This is a genomic window from Bacillus sp. AP50 (assembly GCF_040492675.1).
GTDB classification, from domain to species: Bacteria; Bacillota; Bacilli; order Bacillales; family Bacillaceae_G; genus Bacillus_A; species Bacillus_A cereus.
Window position 1 is genome coordinate 1 of sequence record NZ_JBEUTW010000176.1, and the last position, 17,247, is coordinate 17,247.

Below are 17,247 nucleotides of genomic sequence, written 5' to 3' on the forward strand. Positions count from 1 at the left end.
CATTTAAGCCTGCCTCTTCACAATATTTTTCTAATTCCTTCCATTATATATGTACACACTATAAGCGTTTCTGTTACGCCAAAAGAGCCCTTCCTCTCTGTCACTGCGATACATATTACTAAAAACATTATAAAAACATCCCACAACTCTACATTATAATTTATGTAAAATTGTGAGATATTCTAATTACTATCTAAACACTTAAGATTTTCAATTGCTCTTTCTGTTCATCGCTTGCCATTACTGCGATTGTTTTTTCAATACTCGGATGTACTTGCTCAAGCTTTACACTTGCTCCTACTTTATTTGATTGCTCAACAAAATTTAATAATGCCATAGCTCCTGATACATCCATATAACGCACATCTTTCATACGTAAAACAACCGGTGACTTCACATCTTGTAAAGTAGAGAAAATACGATCTACTGATAGAAAAGAGAGCGGCCCTTGAATTGTGTACGTTTCTTCTTTTTCTTTTACGATAGAAGTTTTACGTTCTTTACATTTCACCATATATATGATGAACGAAAGAATAATACCGAAGGCAACAGCAATCATTAAATCGAACTTCACCGTTACAATCATCGTTACGAGCATAACAACGACATCACCTTTAGGAGCGACATGCATCTTTTTCATGCTTCCCCAATCGAACATTCCAATACCAGTTAAAATTAAAATACCTGATAATACGGCAAGTGGAATATATTGTACGACCGAACCAAGACCCATAATAAAAATAAATAAGATAACACTATGCATACATGCCGAAAGTGCCGTTTTACCGCCACTTCTTATATTCACGATAGACCTTACAGTCGCACCTGCACCTGCTAATCCGCCAAACAATCCGCTCATCATATTACCGATACCTTGTCCAACGAGCTCTTTATTACTTTTATGACGTGTACCTGTCACATTATCCATTACGACCGATGTTAACAACGAGTCAATCGATCCTAATAAAGCAATACTAAGCGCTGGTAAAATAAGTGCTGCTATTCCTGTTCCACTTAAAGATGGAATATGAAGCGTAGGCATCGCTTCTGGAATGGTTCCAATCTTTTCAATTACTTTATTTAGTGAAAGATTTCCGATAATCGGTAACTTTACTGTAAGTCCTTCGAGTAGAGAAGAAAATAAAGGAAGCAAAGCTGTCACACCGACTAGTGCTACTAAACTAGACGGAATCGCCTTAATCCATTTGCCAGAAACAATCATTACAATAATCGTTAACACAACAAGTAGAAAACTATTTTGTACGTGCTTTATTTCGCCTAAAATAATGATTAATGCAATACCATTCATAAATCCTGAAACGACAGGATACGGAATATATCGAACGTAAGAACCGAGCTTACATACACCGAATAAAATTTGAAATAACCCTGCCATCATAAAGGCAATAAAACTTGCCTCTAACCCATGCGTCGCAATAACTCCTGTTGCAATAACGGTAATTGGTCCAGTTGGCCCTGTTACTTGCCCAGGTGTCCCGCCAAATAACGCTGCGAATAAACCTGCAAAAATCGCACCATACAATCCAACAAGCGCTCCCTCAGACGTTCCTGTCGCGGCAATACCAAATGCAATCGCAAGTGGTAACGCAACAATCGCAACAGTAAATCCTGCTAAACATTCCTTTGCTATTTTTTGAAACATAAAAAAACCACCTTTGTATAAAGTCCATGTTCCATTGTACACCTAAAAAGATACATTCGTTAGCTCACTTTTTACATTCTCGTGACGTAAACGTATTCAACGAAAAGTTTTCCCCTTATCTTTGGAAACAATTGCAACTATGCTATAATGAACAAATTAAATCTTTTACTATATACTTGGAGGCACTATGCTAACTTTTGAAGAAAAATTATCGATTATTGAATCTTTCCCAGAACTAGAAAGAAAGAACGTATCATTAAAACGTGTAAACTTCCACTTTGAAGAAAGTCGTTTAGATAAAAAGAACGTTGTATTTCATTTACACCCAAATGGAAATGGATTTGTATATGCAAGCGGTATTAAAGGTTATAAAACAGATGATAAAGGCATGGTTAACATCCGTGAGTTTTCAGCAGAGGAGTTACGTTCAGTAATTGAGAAATCAATTGACCTTCTATCACAAGAAGAGGTAGTAGCACCTGTAGAACCTGCGAAAGAAGAAGAATGGCAGAACGAAGATGGTCATATTCTTACTCTTATTTCAGAGGATGACATGTGGAACGTGTACGCTGGTGTAAACTTAGACGGTACATTCAACTCTTATCCAGAAGCTGCGGAATACCTTGATGAAGAAGGCTTTTCACGCAAATAAAAATAGAAACCTATTTCATTCAACGACTTTTATAGTAATCAAAGAAGACACTTAAGGTGTCTTTTTTTGTTATATAAACTCCTTTCTCACACTATCTCTACTAATTTTCATAAAATGATTCAGAGGAGGTTTATATGAATACAACTGCTAAATTAATAAATTGGAAAGAACATGGCGATATGATTATTCTAGAATGTGAATTAAATGGAAAACGCTTCGAGATATCAACATATAAACAAAGAATATATAATGCACACCTTTTATCAGCTGACGTTTATATTCGTTTAGACTCATCTGATAATATAATTGGAATAAATATTTATAAAAAGTAAGAAAAGCCCCCTATTCCGTAGGCGGGCTTTATCTTTATTACACAACATCAGAGTATACTCTCTTTTTTTCATACAGTTTATGTAATTATACATATTCATCAAAAAATACACTAAATGAATATTACATGTAGTAAAATATAACTTGTGGGCACGTTCTATAAAGCAGATTCTTTTAAAAGGCGTAACATATCAATTATTATAGGGGATGTGGCGTCACTTCAATATTGATCTCAAATCTCTTGTCTTTTGTGAACTAACAATCTAGTGTATATAGACGATTCTGCTTTATAGTATGTGTTTACACTCATAACAAAGGGGTAATGGTAATACGGATAGATTCCGATTCGTATGAAATGAAATGGTTCAAGTCGGAGAGAGGCACCTTAAGGTGCCTTTTCTTTTTGTATTACATCCATTTTGTGTTTCCACCTTATTTCAAATGCGCTAATTAACCTTCACCAAGAAGAAATGAGAATTAACAAAGATATTGTTTCTTCTGTTTAATACCGAAAAATGAAGGATACCCCATAGATATGGGGCATCCTTCATTTTTTATTTTTTCGCACCTTTCAATGACTCCCTCAGCACAAATTTCTGCAACTTCCCGCTCGCATTACGCGGAAGTTCATCTACAAATAAATAATGACGCGGACGTTTATAATCTGCTAGTTCATCACTTTCTTTGCAATACGTTTCTAAATCAGCTTCTGTTATTGTTTCATCTTTCTTCACAATAACTGCCACAACACGCTCTCCCCATAATTCGTCTGGCTCACCAAGTACCGCCACATCTAATATACCAGGATGACTATGAAGGAAATCTTCAATTTCACGAGGATAAATATTTACGCCACCGCTAATTACCATATCATCAACGCGATCAGCAACGAATAAATAACCGTCTTTATCAAAATAGCCTAGATCACCAGAATGATACCATCCTTTATACATCGATTTTTTATTCGCTTCTTCACGATTATGATAGCCAGCCATCATAGTTGGGCCGCGCAAAATAATTTCTCCCACTTCATAAGGAGGTAATACATCCTCTGGTTCTGCCGGTGCATCCTCGTTCGGTTTCACAATACGAACTTCATGGCTAAAGCATGGCGTGCCTGCTGAACCAGCTTTCGTAATTTGATCCTCCTCTACGAGAAACGCAACAACTGGCCCCATTTCTGTCATTCCGTATATTTGAACAAGATCAATATAAAGACGTTCTTTACATTCTTTTACTAACGCCGGTGCCATTGCTGCTCCGCCGTATATACCAATCTTCATCGAAGTTAAATCATACTGAGCTAAATCTTTTTGCAACAACATATTCCACATCGTCGGCGCTGCAAAGAACGTCGTAATCTTTTCTTCTTGAATCGTATGTAATACTGTTTCTGTATCAAAATGATGCAAAATAACATTCTTTCCACCAACTTGAATGCGTGGTATGATTCCGGCATTTAATTCACCACAGTGATATAAAGGCGCCACAACAAGCCCTACACTATCTCTATTATATTTAAGGAAATACGTACAAATCATACTATGCTCAGTCATTTCGCGATGACGATGTAATACGCCTTTCGGATGACCTGTCGTACCGCTCGTATAAAGCATTGAACAATAATCCATTTCATCAATTTCGATATTTACTTTCTCAGAAGATGCTGCATTCACTTTTTCATGGTAGGAGCTTGCATAGGAAGGTTTATCGTTTTCTATAGACCAAAAAGATGTATTTGGAAAGTCTCTTTCAATTATAGCAACAGTTGACTCAACTGCTTTTTCAAAGACAACGACTTTCGAGGATGCGTCCTGAAGAATATAAGATACTTCTTTCGCCTTTAAGCGGAAATTAATCGGGTTAAAGATCGCTCCGATTTTCGCACAGGCTAAGTAAACGTTTACAAATTCACGGCAATTATATAAGTAAACAGATACCGTATCTCCCTTTCTTACTCCGTCTTCTAATAGAGCGTGCGCTGTTTTATTTATTTGTTCATCCCACTGTTTATACGTCCAGCGAATATTCTTTTCAGGTTCCACTAACGCCTCTTTATTCGGATACTTACCAACTGATAAATCAAAAATTCTCCCTATCGTCATGTACATGCCAACAATTTCCCCCTTTTCTCTTTCATAAATCTATCATTTCGTCCATAAGTAGACATTGTCCTTTAATGATTTGACTAATTTTTCTGATTATTATCGACATAGTTTTACATACGGTACCACTAGACGGTAAATGAAATTATATCAGCGATTTTCCAGGTATATCGACCGTAACTTGAAATATATCAGCGATTTTCAAAATATATCAGCGCAACTCGAATTATATCAGCGATTTTTCGAATATATCGACTTACCGACAAAAACTGACAAGATATAATCGGACCGCCCGTTACTGCAGGATAAAAAAGAGGTTGTTCCGACTCGGAACAACCTCTTTCTTCTTATGCAAATAGCTCTTCTAAAATTTTCAGTTTATCTTCTGTATATTTCACAAAGCCATCGTTATATGATTTTGGATCTTTCGGATTTGCGAAGTGCGTAATTGCTCCCGTCTTCGGATGAACAAATTTACTTGATGCACCACAGCCAAGTCCGATAATTGATTGTACTTCTTCCATAATGACAATGTTGTAAATACTTTCTTGCGTCGGCATTGCATAACCAACGTTCTCTAAGTTACCTAAAATATTCTTTTGACGATATAGGTAATATGGTACGTAATTATGCTTTTGCGTCCACTCTTCTGCTTCGTGCATCATCGCTGTAATTTCTTCGCGACCTGCTACTTTATATTTACGTTTGTTTTGCGTCATTTCAGAAGCACGTTTGAATGATAACGTATGAACTGTTAATGATTCTGGCATTAACTTTTCTGTTTCATCTAACGTATGTTTGAAGATATCTAACCCTTCACCAGGAAGACCAATAATTAAGTCCATATTAATATTGTTCATTCCCATTTCACGAGCTAAATGGTATTTCTCAATTGTTTCTTCTACAGTATGATGACGTCCAATTGCTTTTAGTGTCTCTTGATGGTATGACTGCGGATTAATACTAATACGGTCAATATTCCATTTATTTAAAACTTCTAGCTTTGCTGGCGTGATCGTATCTGGGCGACCTGCCTCAACTGTTACTTCACGCACATTTTTCACATCTGGGAACGCTTCATACATTTCTTCATACAGCATATCCATCTCTTCTGCTGTAATACTTGTAGGTGTACCGCCGCCGTAATAAATCGTCGTAACTTTTACACCTTTTTCTTTTAAAAACTTACCAATTTCACGAACTTCATAATGTAAACCACCCAAGAACGAATCAACAGAGCCTTGGCGTCCATTAATCGCATAAGCCGGGAATGTACAATATGCACATTTCGTTGGGCAGAACGGAATACCGATATAAATACTTACTTCTTCTTTCAAACGGTATAAATCCGGAACAACTGCTAATTGGCAATCAACAATGCGCTGAAGAAGTTCAATTTTCTCTTCATGAATTAAATAACTTTCACGAAGCTCTTGATGCGCTTCTTCTTTTGACATACCATTTTGAAGCATTTTATGAAGAAGTTTCGTCGGACGTACTCCCGTTAAAATACCCCAGCTTTGTTCAATACCAGTTAACTGCTGAAGAACAGAAAGATATACATAAGAAACAACGTGCTTCACTTGCTTCATACGCTCTTTTTCATCTGTGAAAGCAGATAAATCTTTCGAGAATGTTTCTTCATACACATTTCCTGTGCTAACATCCGTTAATCGAGCGGATGCTTTCACATTATCCTCAATGTGTATATCAACGATAAGATTTGCTTCCTCTTGTTCAAATCCAATCGTACTATCTTCAAAAAATAAGCCGCCAATATTTTGTAGCGGACGTAAAAAACGATCATCTTGTAACGTTTTAATTGAAATTAACAACATTATCACCTTTTCATTTGCAAACTCTCTTTAGTTTACTTGAAGGGCGTTTACAGGTCAATACAGAAGGTTTTACCTGTTTCTCTTACATTTTTTCAAATAATTCTTTTTATGAATATCGCTCATGTATATAGACATCATCATTTTCTCTTGTTAAAATTTATTAGTACTAAAATCGATACATAGTGAAAATACAATATAAAAAGGAGGAATGTTAACACTAGATTCCATAATCTAATGTGTTAAAAAAAATATGAAAAAGAAATTTTATAGTGTTTTAACTCTCTCTCTTGCATTACAAACTGTTCTTGCACCTACTTATTCATTTGCAGAGAGTGCTGAAAAATCCGCTGAAGTATATACGGAAGATCAAGTTTTTAAAAGTATTAAAGAGCATGTTAATGAGCATAGTACTCATGAAGAAGATATCGAGGTTACTAGCCAATTCCTACTATACACTTCAAAAAAACATTCATTATATACCGCGAATGATTTAAAAAACAAATCGAATATCGAGATTACAGAACAAGTCGTAACGGCGACAAAGAAAAAAGGAAATGCTTATTACATAACGACGCCAACTGGCGCTGGATGGATAGATAACAATGATAATAGCTTAGAAGTTCAAGAGATTCATAAACTATCTAATCAAAAATTAATCGTAAAAGAAGAAGCTTCCATACATGCCCTTCCGTTCCAATCATTTAAAGAAGAAGGGAAACTACAGCCACAAGTCATAACTCCTACTGAACAAGCTGGAAATTGGTTTAAAGTCCAAATAAATGAAACAACAAAATGGATTTATGCACCTTCTGCTACATTTGAAGGTACAAAAGCTTCATTATTAAAAAACAGTCGTACTGCTAAAAATAGTTTATTGAGATCGCCAGAAGCTCTACAAACAAACAATATTTATGGCGTTACATTTAAAGAAATGATTGTCCCACAAGGAAATGACGATATTCGCCCTGGCTACCCGATGGTACCTAAATATATTACGATTCACGAAACAGCTAATACAGCGAAGGGTGCCAATGCTCTAAATCATGCAAAATTCTTAGATAATCAAGCACGCGGAACAGCTGATCGCGCCGCATCTTGGCATTTCACAGTAGATGATAAAGAAATTTACCAACATCTTCCAGTAAATGAAGTTGGATGGCATGCTGGAAATAAAACTGGAAACTATGAATCTATCGGAATTGAAATTGCCGTTAATCAAGATGGAAACTATGAAAAAGCGGTAGAAAATGCCCGTAAATTGGCAGCTTATTTAATGAACGACTTAAATATTTCTCTAGATAAGGTCCAAAAACACCAATTTTGGTCAGGAAAAAACTGCCCTGCGTTTATGATTCAACGCGGACAATGGGATGCTTTCTTAAAAGGAACTGAAACATACTATAAGGAAAATCAAAAAAATCCCGTAACTGATGACATTACAGGTGGATGGTATGAACAAGACATTCGTCAATTAGCAGCTAGAGGCATTATGCAAGGAGAAGGGAACGGCAAGTACTTCCCAGAACGTCTTGTAACGCGTGCTGAATTTGCTACACTAATTACTCGTGCTTTACAATTACCAAGTGGAAATGCTAATTTCACAGACTTAGAACAAGTACACCCATCGTTAAGAGACGGTATTAATCGTGCAGCAAGCGCAGGTATAATCCGCGGACGTGGTGATAATACATTTGATCCAAATACTACAATTACACGCGAAGAAGCTGTTATTATGATCGATCGTTCTCTAAAACACGCTGGTATTTTTGCAAAACAAGTTGAACTACCATTCGTAGACCAAAACTTAATTTACGCTAAAGAAGAAGTACAAAGAGTGTATGGATATGGAATTGTAAAAGGTAATGAATTTAATCAATTCGTACCAAAAGGACCATCACAACGTGCACACGCAGCTGCATTTATAAACAGAATGCTTAGCGTAATTGAAGCTTAACATATTTATCATTCCATATAGATATTTTCATTTTATCTGTATTCACTTAAAAGGCATCAGAGACTATATATCTCTGATGCCTTTTATACATCTTTTAACCATTTTTAGCCATGAATCTTAAACGTATTCCTAGTAGCAGAAGCATAAAACCGATGAATGGAACGTAATTCGTATTGTGTCCTGTAGCTGGAAGTTGTTGATTATTAGAAGAACCTTGTCCTTTTTCTGGTAAATTAGGTTTTTCTACTTCCTCACCTGGCTTCTCTGTTCCTTCACCCGGCTTCTCTGTTCCTTCACCTGGCTTTTCTGTTCCTTCACCTGGTTTTTCCGGACCTTTTTCTGTATCTTTTTCATTTGTAATTTGAAGCTTTACAACTTCAATTTTTTCATTAGAAATCGTAAATTTCATTTCCTTATCGGATAAAGTATATCCTTCTGGCGCTTGGATTTCTTTTAAAGTGTAATCTCCTGGTTCTAACTTCTTAGAAGTCGCTTTACCGCTCTTGTTTGTTGTTAATGTGTCGATTTTTGTTCCGTCTTTCCAAATTTCAAACACTGCGCCTGCTAATATTTTATTTGTATTATTAGCGTCTACCTTTGTAATTTCTAATTGACCTGTAATTTCTTCTTTCACTTTTTCATTCATAACTTCTTGTTTTACTACTTCATTTGCTACAACATTTACTTCTACTGTTACTTCTAACGCTTTATAACCTTCCGGCGCTTTCGTTTCCTCTAACGTGTACTTTCCTGGCACTAAGTTTTCGAATTTCACAACACCGTCTTTATTCGTTGTTTTCGCTTCTCCAACTACTTGACCAGCTTCGTTCTTTAATTTAAATTCTGCACCTGCTAGAACTTTTCCACTCTCCGAATCCTTTTTGATTACTTGTAAGCTTCCTAGTTCTTTTGCGTTTTCTACTTGTACTTCTACTACTTTGTTTGCTTCCACAACGACTTCAATTTCTTCTTTTAACAACTTATATCCTTGTGGTGCTTTCGTTTCTTTTAATGTGTACTTTCCTGGCTCTAATTTCTGTGAAACTACTTTACCAGTTTTATCTGTTCGTAACGTATCTACTTTTTTACCATCTTTATACACTTCGAATTCTGCATCTGATAATACTTTCGTTTTATCTTCCGCATCTACTTTTACAATTTCGAATTGACCAAGGCTCTTACTGTTCGTTACTTTTACATCAACAACTTTTTCACCGTCAACTGTTACATGAATTATTTGTTTTGTTAACTCATAACCTTCTGGTGCTTTTGTTTCTTCTAACGTATATTCACCTGGCACAAGTCCGTCTACTTTAACCGTTCCAGACTTATCTGTTGTAATTCCTTCTTTTACAACATTTCCTTTCGCATCTTTCAATGTAAATTGTGCGCCTGCTAAGCGTTTCGTTTGATCTTTATCATCCATTTTAATAATTTGTAGAGAACCTAAGATTTTTTCGTTTTCTGCCTCTACTTTTACTACTTCTTTCTCGTTTTGAATTGTTACTTTCCATTCTTTATTTGAAAGCTTGTAGCCCGTTGGTGCTTTCGTTTCTTTCACTGTGTATTCACCTAGCGGTAATTTCGGTGACATCACTTTTCCACTCTCATCTGTTTTTAGTTCTGCTACCTTTTTACCATCTTTATACACTTCGAATTCTGCACCTGATAACAATTTCGTTTTATCATTCGCATCTACTTTCACGATTTCAAATTGACCTGTTACTTTTTCATTCGTAACTTCTTGTTTTACTACTTCGTTCGCTACAACGTTTACTTCTACTGTTACTTCTAACGCCTTATAACCTTCTGGCGCTTTTGTTTCCTCTAACGTGTACTTTCCTGGCACTAAGTTTTCGAATTTCACAACACCTTCTTTATTCGTTGTTTTCGCTTCTCCAACTACTTGACCAGCTTCGTTCTTTAATTTAAATTCTGCACCTGCTAGAACTGTTCCACTCTCTGCATCCTTTTTGATTACTTGTAAGCTTCCTAGTTCTTTCGCATTTTCTATTTGTACTTCTACTAACTTGTTTGCTTCCACAACGACTTCAATTTCTTCTTTTAACAATTTATATCCTTGTGGTGCTTTCGTTTCTTTTAATGTATACTTTCCTGGTTCTAATTTCTGTGAAACTACTTTACCAGTTTTATCTGTTCGTAACGTATCTACTTTTTTACCATCTTTATACACTTCGAATTCTGCATCTGATAATACTTTCGTTTTATCTTCCGCATCTACTTTCACGATTTCAAATTGACCCGTTACTTTTTCGGAGATCTTTTTATTCACCACATCTACAGTCACTACTTTATTAGCCTCTACATCAACAGAAACTGAACTAGATGATAATTCATATCCTTTCGGTGCTTCTACTTCTTTTAATGTATAGCTTCCAACTGGAAGTTGTTTCGATAAGGCTTCACCTTTATCATCTGTAACAATTGTTTCCACAACTTTCCCATCTTTATCGATAACATCAAATTTTGCACCTGGTAGAAGTTGACCAGATTCACTATCTTTTTTCAATAATTTAAATTGACCATTCTCTACTTTTCTCGTATTCTTCATAACAAGTTCAATTACGTTTGTATTATCAATTGTTACTTTGACTGGTGTATCAACTTTTATATATCCTTCTGGTGCATTTATTTCTTTTACAAAATAGTCACCAAGTGGTAAATCTTTAACTTCCGCAATACCCTTTTCGTTTGTTGTAACAGTAGCCACAACGTTATTATCTTTGTCTATAACATCAAATTTTGCGTCTTTTAAAACAATGTTTTCATCGTTTTCATCAACTTTTTTAATTTGTAAATGTCCTTTTTCAGTTGCTGGCTTATTCCACTTTGGCCAGTTAAATTTAAAGTTATGAACCTCAAAACCATCTCTTTGGTGTAATCCTCCAACATAGGCTTGTCCATTAATAGAACCACCTTTTGTTTCTACAACTGCATTAGGTGCAAACACACTACCTACTACACCATAACCTTTAGTTGTTATCTTTGTAGCATTAGGAAATACCCAAATTACCTTACTAGCTAACTCAGTAAAAGATGAATTAGGATCGTATGCTTGAGATGTATTAATTAAATCCGTCGCCATCCCAGTATTTCTTGTATCATACAAAATTGCACCGCCACCAAAACTCACTTCTTCTGCATCTGAATAAATAACAATAAAGTCTTTATTCTCTACATTCGGAAGAAAAACGTCTTTTACATCAAATGTTTTCTTTCCAGTTTGGCCTGAAGAGACATAAATATTAGGGTTATTTACATCTTCACCGATGCCAAAGCTCATATTAGGTTTTGGCTTATCAGTCTGTAGTTTACTTGCATCCCCGATTACACCATCAACGTCTTTTCTAAATTCTTTAAACTTAGCATCAATCTCCGCTTGCTCTTTATAAGAGATACGGTCATATGATGTTTTCATTGCGCCATCTGGGTCACCGTCTTTTGTCATCGCCACTGTTCCATCTTGAATAATTACTTGTCCTGCTCCCGCTTTCGTAAATTGACCGCCTAGTAATAATGATGGATATCCTTCATCTACCCAAGTTGCTCCAGCTAAGTTATTTGCTCCAGTTGCAGCCGCTACGACTGTATAACTTGATGCGTTCATATTTTTCTGAACAGCCATCGCACCTTCAATATCCGCACTCGTTGCACTATGATCTCCAAAAATGATGGCGTTGTAATAAGATACATCACCTAAACCTTTTAATTCTGTTGTAGCTGCCTCTGCTTTAAATGGTAAATGGATTAAAAAATTCATACATATTAGTAATACAACTATTAAACTACTACTTAACTTTTTAATTTTTTGATTAAATGATTTCCTCAAGAAATTCATTCCCCCTTTTAAACTTCCTAAAACCCAAAAAAGAAGTACATATCATATGCACCAAACCTTACTCACATTAACTTAAAATAATCCATTTAAATAAAACAAAGAAACACTACAACTACTTAATAAGATTGCTACAATTCATTTTTGAAATAATACGTGAACTAAACTGTCATGCGGAAATACTTTTACGTATGGGAGCCCAATAAAATTAATCTGAAGAATATTTCATGTGGTGTAACTGTTTTGGCAACATCATCCACTTTACATTAGTTTTCTAAAGGATTCAAGTGAATTGTATAGATTTCATACACAATTCATATTTTAAAACGCTTTCACTGTTTTTAATAAGATAAACAAAAAAACGTAGCCAAAAAGCTACGTTTTTCTTTCATCGTTTCGGTGTATTTTTATGATTCTTCAAAAACGGAAGCGGGAATTGCTTACGGAAATGCTCTTTAATCATATACTCTACACCGTTTTCACTATTTGAACGTGTGATCCAATCTGCTGCTTGCTTTAATTCTACAGGCGCGTTCCCCATCGCTACCCCAAGTCCCACGTTTTCAATAACCTCTAAATCTTCCATACTATCTCCAATCGCAACCATTTCATTTAGCGAAATATTTAAATGCTCTCCAAGCAATTGTAATCCACGTAACTTTGATACATTTTGCGGTAAAATTTCTATTCGTTTTGAATCACATTCAACATACTCTACATCTTGGAATGCTTTTCTTAATGTGTTCAGTCCTCTTTCTTTTTCACCTTTACTTTGGAAAAGAACATCAATTTTTGGCGCCGCTACCGGATGGTCCCGAAGCGCATCACCTAACGAATCTACAAATTGAACTGGATAAAATAACGGATCTGCGCTTGATAATACAGTGCGCGCAATTAAGTTTGGTGTATTTCTCTCACGATTTCCTATCGAAAACCGTTCATGAGAAATACGTACGTTACAATCAAAGTGCTCTAACACTTGCACAATGTTAAAAGTCTTCTCTTCAGACAATCTTCTTTGAACGTACGGCTTATCTAACGTTGCTGAAACGAAAGCACCACCATGTGTCACTAATATAGAATCTAATTTTAACGCCTTTGCTACTTTATGAGCGGATTGAAAATTACGACTCGTAAATAACGTAACGTATACATCTTTTCTTTTTACAAATTCAATTGTTTCTCTTAATCCTTTTGCAATTTTTCCATTGTTGTATAGTAGTGTCCCATCTATATTAAGAGCTAGTAAGCGATAAATCATGTCGCACTCCCCCTCTTCGCTGTTGTACTCTATCCATAATTTATGAAATAAACCCGATAAATAGAACGAGTTAGAATTACTACTGAAAATTTGGTTTACTATATACATATACACTTAGTAAAGGAGATAGTACAATGCAGGCACCTCCTTCCTTTTATGAAGGCGATACGTTAGAAGTCGCAAAAAAATTACTCGGGCAAAAACTTGTTCATATTGTAGACGGAATAAAGCGAAGCGGAATCATTGTAGAAGTAGAAGCATATAAAGGCCCAGATGATAAGGCCGCACATAGTTACGGAGGCAGACGAACAGATCGCACAGAAGTTATGTTTGGTGCACCAGGGCATGCTTACGTATATTTAATTTACGGTATGTATCATTGCTTTAACGTTATTACAGCGCCAGTGGGCACCCCGCAAGGTGTTCTCATTCGAGCTCTTGAGCCAGTAGATGGAATAGAAGAAATAAAACTAGCGCGCTACAATAAGACCGAAATTACAAAAGCGCAGTACAAAAATTTAACGAACGGTCCTGGCAAACTATGCCGTGCACTTGGCATCACTTTAAAAGAACGCGGCGTATCGTTACAAAGTGATACGTTACATATTGAATTAGTTCCAAAAGAAGAACACATATCATCACAATATAAAATAACAGCAGGACCTCGTATTAATATCGACTATGCAGAAGAAGCTGTACATTATCCGTGGCGTTTTTATTATGAGGGACATCCGTTTGTTTCAAAGAAATAAGCGATATCAACGGTTCGACAAGAAATATCGATTTATCGACAAATAATAACATTACGAATAAAAGAAGACTGTTCCAAAATGGAACAGTCTTTCCCTCTTACTCTGCACCTTCCGCAGTTGCAATATTATCCTCTAAGTTTTCTCTTGATAATTCAGCCGCCATAAAATCTGCTGTTTCTGGAAGTGCTAAATGCATATGAGCTTTTTGACAAATTTGGATCGTGCAGTTTTCTACAACATAGTCGAAAACATGTCCGCCTCCGCTTCTTTCATCATCAATGTAATGTAAGTGGAATCCAGCTACCCCAATACCTTGTGCGTAATCTGGTGTCCAAAATCCAGCAAGCGTACCTTCTGTATTTTCAAACGAAAAGATTGGTTGCGATTTCGTCACTTCAACGAGTGGTGTATACGGTTTTTCTTGTCTTGGAACAGTTCTCGTTCTTACTTCACGGAACGTACCGTCCATTCGAATAGCGTAAAATAAGTTTTTACTTGGCATTAATTCATGTAATAACGCTTCAACTTCTTCACGATTCATCGGACGCTCTACCGTATAACTCATTTCTTTTTCAAAAAACGTTACAGTTGCAAATGGCGTTATTTCTTCTGGCTCTACTTTTTCCGCTGAACCGTCTGAACGTAAATGATAAAATCCATTATCAAATGCAATCATTTCACCGTCTAATTGATCAAATGTGCCGATGCCGAAATCACCATGTTTTTTCAAATCTTCAAAGCTAATCACACCGTCATATATACCATCTAATAGCGCAAGCATTGTAGATGTTTGATATATTTCATTACTCATTTTCGTTTTTTTTGCATCAATATCAATTAATTGCGCAACAGTCATCTCAAATCTGCCTCCATTAGTTTAATTGGTTTGGTAATAATTTTTCGCTTAATTTAATGTTGTCACGATAATCGATTGGAATATCAATAATGACAGGGCCGTCTGCTGCTAATGCTTCTTTTAATACACCTTCTAATTCATCAGGCGTGTTAACACGAAGACCTAACGCCCCGAAACTTTCCGCATATTTCACAAGATCAACATCGCCAAACTCTGTAGCTGATGTTCTGCCGTATTTCATCATTTGTTGGAATGCAACCATATCATATGTGCCGTCTCTCCAAACAAGATGGACGATTGGAGAATTTAAACGTACCGCCGTTTCTAACTCCATCGCTGAGAATAAGAAACCACCGTCACCTGATACGGAAACTACTTTTTTACCTGGTTCTACTAAAGTAGCTGCGATTGCCCAAGGAAGTGCAACACCTAACGTTTGCATGCCGTTACTAAATAATAATCTACGTGGTTCATAAGAACGGAAACATCTCGCCATCCAAATAGAATGGGAACCGATGTCACATGTAACAGTTGTATCGTCACTAATTAAAGAACGAAGTGTACGAATCACTTGAAGTGGATGCGTAACACCTTCTGCAGGACGATTTGGAACTTCTGCTTGTTCTGATAATTTTGCGCGTAATCGTTCTAATACCGCTTCTGATTTCGTACTTAATACAAGTTTCGGTAATTTCTCCGCGATGCTATTTACCGTTAAGGCAATATCACCAATTAATTCACGCTCTGGTTGGTAATCATGGTCGATATCTGCTTGATGGTCGTCAAGATGAATAATCGTTCTGTCGCCAAGTTTATTCCAGAACTTTGGATCATACTCGATTGGATCATAACCGATAGAAATAACAAGGTCTGCTTCTTCTAGTAAAATATCACCTGGTTGGTTACGGAATAATCCAACGCGGCCGAAGAAATGATCTTCTAACTCACGTGAAATCGCACCAGCTGCTTGATATGTTTCAACGACAGGAAGTTCTGTATCCGCAATTAATTTACGAACAGCTTTCGTCACTTCATTTGTGCTCGCTCTCATACCGAGTAAAATAACTGGTAATTTCGCTGATTTTATTTTTTCTACTACATATGTAATATCATTTGTGGGAGCGATTCCAAGCTGTGGCTTAGAAAGCGCACCGATAGACTCTACAGTTGTTTCCGCAGTCATAACGTCTTGCGGAAGACTTACTAAAGTAGCTCCCGGATTTGTGGAAGTCGCACTTCGAAATGCATTACTAAGTGCTTCTGGCACATTATCAGGATGCTCTACTTCTACGCTATATTTTGTGATTGGTTCGAATAGTGCAGCATTATCCATAGATTGATGCGTACGTTTTAATCGATCCGTACGCGGTACTGCACCAGCTAAAGCAACAACGGGATCACTCTCCGCATTCGCAGTAACAAGACCTGTCGCTAAATTTGATGTCCCTGGTCCTGAAGTTACAAGACATACGCCCGGTTTCCCTGTTAATCTACCAATAGCAGCTGCCATAAATGCTGCATTTTGTTCATGACGACAAACGATTAACTCTGGTCCTCTTTCTTGCAATACATCAAATACAGAGTCAATCTTTGCTCCTGGAATACCGAAAACATGTGTAACACCTTGTTTAATTAAACAATCAACAACAAGATCTGCTCCTTTTGTTTTTGTCTTCACGTCGTTTACTTTTACACCTGTACTCAAACTAATCATTCCTTTGTTTCATAATTTGTGTAATAAAGATTTTTAATTTCACCTAGTTAATTAATGTGGTGAAGTATCATTTATCATTATATTACAAATGCATTATTTTTCCAACAATATGAATTCGATATTATTTTGACAAGATTTAAAGAATGCGCTTACAACCTTTTGTTTATCTTAAAATAACATTTTTATATCTCTTCTAAAAATGTACAAAAATACTTCCACCTATTCACATTATTAACAAATTTATAGTACCTTGCAAAGAATAATAG

General features: G+C 36.2%; 11 protein-coding genes. 4 read left to right on the forward strand and 7 right to left on the reverse strand.

Features of this window, described 5'->3' with window-relative positions; all coding sequences use genetic code 11:
• Nucleotides 1-193 precede the first annotated feature (193 nt).
• Nucleotides 194-1,663, reverse strand: a complete 1,470-nt coding sequence (locus ABWK52_RS15030; RefSeq protein WP_000486654.1) for a SulP family inorganic anion transporter — start codon at nt 1,661-1,663, stop codon at nt 194-196.
• A gap of 187 nt (nt 1,664-1,850) precedes the next feature.
• Between ABWK52_RS15030 and ABWK52_RS15035 the strand changes: the two genes are divergently transcribed.
• Together ABWK52_RS15035 and ABWK52_RS15040 are read left to right on the forward strand one after the other, a co-directional pair.
• On the forward strand, nt 1,851-2,315 hold the full coding sequence (locus ABWK52_RS15035) for a hypothetical protein (RefSeq protein WP_000954998.1): 465 nt from the start codon (nt 1,851-1,853) through the stop codon (nt 2,313-2,315).
• 134 nt (nt 2,316-2,449) lie between these two features.
• Nucleotides 2,450-2,647, forward strand: coding sequence for a hypothetical protein (locus ABWK52_RS15040; RefSeq protein ID WP_001098258.1), 198 nt, complete (start codon nt 2,450-2,452; stop codon nt 2,645-2,647).
• A gap of 552 nt (nt 2,648-3,199) precedes the next feature.
• Here the strand turns inward: ABWK52_RS15040 and ABWK52_RS15045 are convergent.
• Together ABWK52_RS15045 and ABWK52_RS15050 are read right to left on the reverse strand one after the other, a co-directional pair.
• Entirely contained in the window at nt 3,200-4,756 is a 1,557-nt protein-coding gene (locus tag ABWK52_RS15045; protein ID WP_000281980.1) for a fatty acid--CoA ligase, read from the reverse strand.
• 341 nt (nt 4,757-5,097) lie between these two features.
• The gene (locus ABWK52_RS15050; RefSeq protein ID WP_001999181.1) at nt 5,098-6,588 is read right to left on the reverse strand and encodes a coproporphyrinogen III oxidase; all 1,491 of its coding nucleotides are present in this window, start codon (nt 6,586-6,588) and stop codon (nt 5,098-5,100) included.
• A gap of 250 nt (nt 6,589-6,838) precedes the next feature.
• Between ABWK52_RS15050 and ABWK52_RS15055 the strand changes: the two genes are divergently transcribed.
• Entirely contained in the window at nt 6,839-8,542 is a 1,704-nt protein-coding gene (locus ABWK52_RS15055) for an S-layer homology domain-containing protein (protein WP_141537375.1), read from the forward strand.
• 94 nt (nt 8,543-8,636) lie between these two features.
• Here ABWK52_RS15055 and ABWK52_RS15060 read toward each other — a convergent pair whose 3' ends face one another.
• On the reverse strand, nt 8,637-12,392 hold the full coding sequence (locus ABWK52_RS15060) for an MSCRAMM family protein (protein WP_353771972.1): 3,756 nt from the start codon (nt 12,390-12,392) through the stop codon (nt 8,637-8,639).
• Between the two features lie 394 nt (nt 12,393-12,786).
• On the reverse strand, nt 12,787-13,659 hold the full coding sequence (locus tag ABWK52_RS15065; RefSeq protein ID WP_000640419.1) for a Cof-type HAD-IIB family hydrolase: 873 nt from the start codon (nt 13,657-13,659) through the stop codon (nt 12,787-12,789).
• A 134-nt stretch (nt 13,660-13,793) separates the two neighbouring features.
• On the opposite strand from ABWK52_RS15065, the gene ABWK52_RS15070 reads away from it, so the two are divergent.
• Nucleotides 13,794-14,411, forward strand: a complete 618-nt coding sequence (locus ABWK52_RS15070) for a DNA-3-methyladenine glycosylase (RefSeq protein WP_001148797.1) — start codon at nt 13,794-13,796, stop codon at nt 14,409-14,411.
• Between the two features lie 97 nt (nt 14,412-14,508).
• On the opposite strand, the gene alsD is transcribed toward ABWK52_RS15070, so the two are convergent.
• Entirely contained in the window at nt 14,509-15,267 is a 759-nt protein-coding gene (gene alsD, locus ABWK52_RS15075; RefSeq protein ID WP_353771973.1) for an alpha-acetolactate decarboxylase, read from the reverse strand.
• Between the two features lie 16 nt (nt 15,268-15,283).
• Nucleotides 15,284-16,972 carry an acetolactate synthase AlsS gene (gene alsS, locus ABWK52_RS15080; RefSeq protein WP_000103546.1) on the reverse strand — a complete coding sequence of 563 codons (1,689 nt, stop codon included), beginning with the start codon at nt 16,970-16,972 and terminating at the stop codon, nt 15,284-15,286.
• Nucleotides 16,973-17,247 lie beyond the last annotated feature (275 nt).